General features: G+C 34.0%; 4 protein-coding genes. All 4 read left to right on the forward strand.

All coding sequences use genetic code 11. The features are described 5' to 3' along the window. Positions 1 to 132: 132 nt before the first annotated feature. The 4 genes from HGC4_RS13115 to HGC4_RS13130 all read left to right on the forward strand — a co-directional run bounded on the left by HGC4_RS13115 (position 133) and on the right by HGC4_RS13130 (position 4,131). On the forward strand, positions 133 to 522 hold the full coding sequence (locus tag HGC4_RS13115; protein WP_050710595.1) for a hypothetical protein: 390 nt from the start codon (positions 133 to 135) through the stop codon (positions 520 to 522). Then, complete coding sequence (locus HGC4_RS13120; RefSeq protein WP_050710596.1) at positions 482 to 1,120, forward strand: porin family protein; 639 nt, start codon at positions 482 to 484, stop codon at positions 1,118 to 1,120. Before HGC4_RS13115 ends, HGC4_RS13120 begins: the two co-directional genes overlap by 41 nt. Before the next feature lie 32 nt (positions 1,121 to 1,152). Next, entirely contained in the window at positions 1,153 to 1,548 is a 396-nt protein-coding gene (locus tag HGC4_RS13125; protein WP_050710597.1) for a bactofilin family protein, read from the forward strand. A 381-nt stretch (positions 1,549 to 1,929) separates the two neighbouring features. After that, positions 1,930 to 4,131 (forward strand): OmpA family protein, encoded by a 2,202-nt coding sequence (locus HGC4_RS13130; RefSeq protein ID WP_157258288.1) that lies wholly within the window; start codon positions 1,930 to 1,932, stop codon positions 4,129 to 4,131. Positions 4,132 to 4,172 lie beyond the last annotated feature (41 nt).

Here is a 4,172-nt window from a genome sequence, read left to right on the forward strand (position 1 = left end):
CTATTAGCTATAGTAAATATTTACCCTTAAACCAGGGAGTATATATCGTGAAGATTAAAACATCACAAGGGCAAATAGTAGCGAAGAAGATTAATGCTCTTTAATATTTACAAAAATAGAAAGAACTAGATAATGGAAAATATACAACAGATATTGAAAAAAGAAAGGAATAATGAGAATCAAATCTATCTATATAAAGTAGATGACTATTGGTTTGCTTACGAGCGTTCTGCATTCTATATGTTCTCTATCTGTTGTGTAGATGCCATTTTCAAAATAAGGGATCCTAAAGAAGAAAATGCGATGCTTATTGCTGTCATGAAAAAAGGAGTGGATGGAATAGATAACCCTCATTTTTCGGTCTTTGAAAAGTCGGATAATAGCTTGATTATAAATTGCAGTACTACCTGTAAAGGTTTTCAGCATTGGAAAGACAGGTTTATCCCCTTAGTCAATGATATGGATTCTGTAAACACAAAAAATGAATATTATCAATATGCAAACTATAACTATCAGAACTAAACTGCTTTTAGGATTACTAGGGTTACTCTCTGTATCTGGTGTAAGTGCACAGCAACTAGGAGTTAGAGCAGGTGCGAATCTGAGCAATTCGAAAGTAGAACTAAAGGGGGTTGATACAAAAGCAAATATGGGATTTAATATAGGTGTAATCTCAGATTTTAATCTGCCATTTGACGGATGGAAAATTAATGCCGGATTGCTGTTTTCTAATCAAGGCTTTGCTTTGAAACAAGATTACGGGAATAATAGCGGGCTTACCTACAACTTTACAACTAACACTATTGAGGTTCCAGTGAATGTAAGGAAAGAATTTAATTTTTTTATAGTTAAACAGTATGTTCAAGCAGGTCTTTATTCTTCCTATGCTTTATCGGGAAGAATAAAGGATGGAGATACTTCGCATTCACTGGATTTCAAAAATAATTCGGATCGGTTTGATACCGGATTTAGTCTAGGTGTAGGTTCCTATCTTACTCGCAATATTCAGGTATTGATCAACTACGATCATGGATTTGGGAAGAGTGAGATGAATTTTGGAGATCAAATTATAGCTTCGAAGAACCGTAGATGGACACTTTCAGCGGGATATATGTTTTGATTTAGATTAAGTAATAAAATAATGTAAGCATTATGTTTAATAAAAAAGTAAAGACCGAAACAATATTGGCAGATCGCACGTATAGTGTTATTTCGCAAGGCTTAATCCTTTCGGGAGAGATAAATACAAAAGATGATCTGAGGATTGATGGTACTGTAGATGGTAACATCAATTGCGAAGGAAAAGTTATAGTAGGGCCTACTGGCTGTGTAAAAGGTAATATAGAAAGCGAAAGTATCGAGCTAATGGGCAAAGTTAATGGCAATATAATTGTGCATGACATAATTATGCTCAAATCTTCATCGTATTACGATGGCGACATTACAGCTGTAAGTATTGATATTGAAGCTGGAGCCAATTTCTTTGGAAATTGTAGAATGAGTGATGTTGCGAAACCCGAACATAAGCCAATACTTATAAACTCGTAAGAGATTGGTATATGTAAAGTATAATGTAAGAAAATTTTTGTTCTGTAATAAAGTAGTGAAGAGTGGGGTATTTTAGAGTTTATCCTAGGGGAGCCATGCCGACTGAGAAGTTAGCATGGCTTATTTAAACACATTACTGATAATTAGTAATAGCAAATATTCAATTCGAGGTTATTAAATTATAACAGCATTAACAAATAGGTCTGAGACCTCAAAATAAGAAAAATGAAATTGTCCGATTTATTTATCCGATTTATCCTTTTAAAACAGTTCTTAAATAAAATATTTGTACAGAGATCATTGATTGTTCTTGTGGTCATTTTAATGATAGTATCTTCATGCTCTACCTCTGCACCTAAATTCATGACCCAAAGTTTGTTTATGCAAACGAAGCGTGCTAATATAGTACTGCCCGATGATAAGAAAGCTGATAAAGGTGGGGCTTCTGTTGTTTCGGAGAGAGTTTCTTATCGAAATTCGGGCTCTAGCGGAATTCAAGGAGAAGTAGCTCTTAAAGATGGTCAGAATAAATTAGACACAAATGCTGTTTATCGTTTACCTGAGGTAGAAGTAAAAGCGCAGGGACGTTTTACTGCGGAACGTGATGGACGTGTAAATGTCGATTTTAAGATAACTGTACCTAAAGAAATATTATCAGACAACTGGCGTCTGATATTGAATCCTAAACTTTTGCATAACGATTCGATTGTTCCGTTACAGAAAGTAATTCTGAATGGACGAGAATTTGTTGAGAAACAAAAACAGGATTATGCCGATTACGATAAGTTCTTGAAATCTATTGTAGATAAATCAAAATACGATAGTGTATATCTTGACAGAGATAATATTTTGAGAGATATAAGAAAACGTCAGGAGTACTATTTTGCGATTTATCAAGAACAGATGAAAGAGCAAATGGACTATGAAAAATGGAAATTGAAACAAGATGAGCATGACGCCGAGGTTAAAGCCAATAAGATAAGATATTCAGCAGAGCAATACCATCGATATTCACGCATGGCTTTAGATCATAAAGTGCGCAATGTTGTCGAAAATAAAGATACAACAGGCTTGCATGCCAAATATATGAAAGACTATGAGCGTAAAACAAGAAAATATATGGCAAGGTATCTTGATGACTATGGTCTTCAGGAAGATAAAGATTCAGTTGAATTGATAAGGAGAGAGCTGGCTTTAAGGAATACTCCCAAAAAATACAGGGAAAAGCGTGAGGTTAATAGTAAGATTAGTGATATTGACAACCATATCTTTTCTTTAAATGATTCTGTTGAAATAGCGAAGCACAGATACTTTTTTGGAGAAATAGCAATGAATGAACTTGCATTGCAGAGAAAAGATGAGATGTTCGAAAAAATGGTGAAATTTCCATACGATGATAATAAAGCCGAAATTCGTCTAGATACTATACTCTCATCAAGCAGTAATTTTGTGTTTTATTATACGCAAGAATATCCTGTAGTTGAAGGGTTAAAGAAAATTCGTCTTACAATGGATAGTAAAATACAAGCTATTGACAGGAGTGAATATAAATTAGAGGGAGCAGACACCCTTTCGTATTTTATAGCATCTTTAGCTCAGTTGGCTGATCCATCTCTTATAAGTAAGCGTACCGAATTGCATCGTAATCTGTATGATCGTATAACCGTTTATACAAGATACAAAACTGCTAAATCAGTAAGTTCGGTTTATGAAATAGATTATCAGGATAATAGGGCTCAAATGGATAAACTAGTAGAAGCATTTAGGAAGTATAATAATTCTACTGAATTTACGATTGATAGTGTAACCATGATTTCTACTACATCTTTGGAAGGAGATTATGATGATAATTATGAGTTGACGTCTAAGCGCGCTTATTCGGTGAAAAACTATTTAAGCAAAACATTGTCCGGTGTTAATGTAGAAAATCTATTTAAGGTTAAATATAAAGGTGAGGATTGGAATACATTATTGACTCAGGTTCGCCAAAGAGATGATATTGTAAATAAAGAAGATATTCAGACGATGTTGACAAATGCTGTATATCCCGATCAGTGTGAGCAGGATATAAAGAAACAATTTCCTGCCGACTATAAAATTATTCAAGACTCCATCTATCCTTTGTTGAGAAGAATTGATTTTGTAATTGATCTTCATCGCACAGGCTTAAAGTCTGACACTGTAAAGGTTGAATATAGATCGGACTACGAGGAAGGGCTTCGTTTGTTACAAGAACGGGAATATTGGAAAGCGATTGAAATATTAGCAAACTATCCTGATTACAATGCTGCTCTTTGTTTAGCTTGTCTGGGATATAACAGTAAAGCATATGACTTGTTGACTAATTTAGCTCCAACAGGTAATACTGAATATTTGTTGGCTATTCTTTGCAGTCGTATGAAGAAAGAAAGAGATGCTGTAAGCCATTTGTTAAAATCGTATGAGTTAGATTCGTCTAAAATATATAGATCTAGATTAGATCCCGAAGTTTTAGCATTAATTGCGAGGAACAATTTACAATCTCAGATAGATAGAATTCAAGAAAGAGAAAATAAGGAATTAGAGACAATCGCGAGTAAATAATTTTACTTCTTTGAGGATAATAAATAAAGGATGTTCTTATA

Source organism: Dysgonomonas sp. HGC4, assembly GCF_001261715.1.
Taxonomy (GTDB): domain Bacteria; phylum Bacteroidota; class Bacteroidia; order Bacteroidales; family Dysgonomonadaceae; genus Dysgonomonas_A.

Bases quoted from the DNA above. Each gene is read 5' to 3' on its own strand.
- HGC4_RS13120 (WP_050710596.1), top strand. From the start codon at position 482: ATGAATATTATCAATATGCAAACTATAACTATCAGAACTAAACTGCTT.
- HGC4_RS13115 (WP_050710595.1), top strand. From the start codon at position 133: ATGGAAAATATACAACAGATATTGAAAAAAGAAAGGAATAATGAGAAT.
- HGC4_RS13125 (WP_050710597.1), top strand. From the start codon at position 1,153: ATGTTTAATAAAAAAGTAAAGACCGAAACAATATTGGCAGATCGCACG.
- HGC4_RS13130 (WP_157258288.1), top strand. From the start codon at position 1,930: ATGCAAACGAAGCGTGCTAATATAGTACTGCCCGATGATAAGAAAGCT.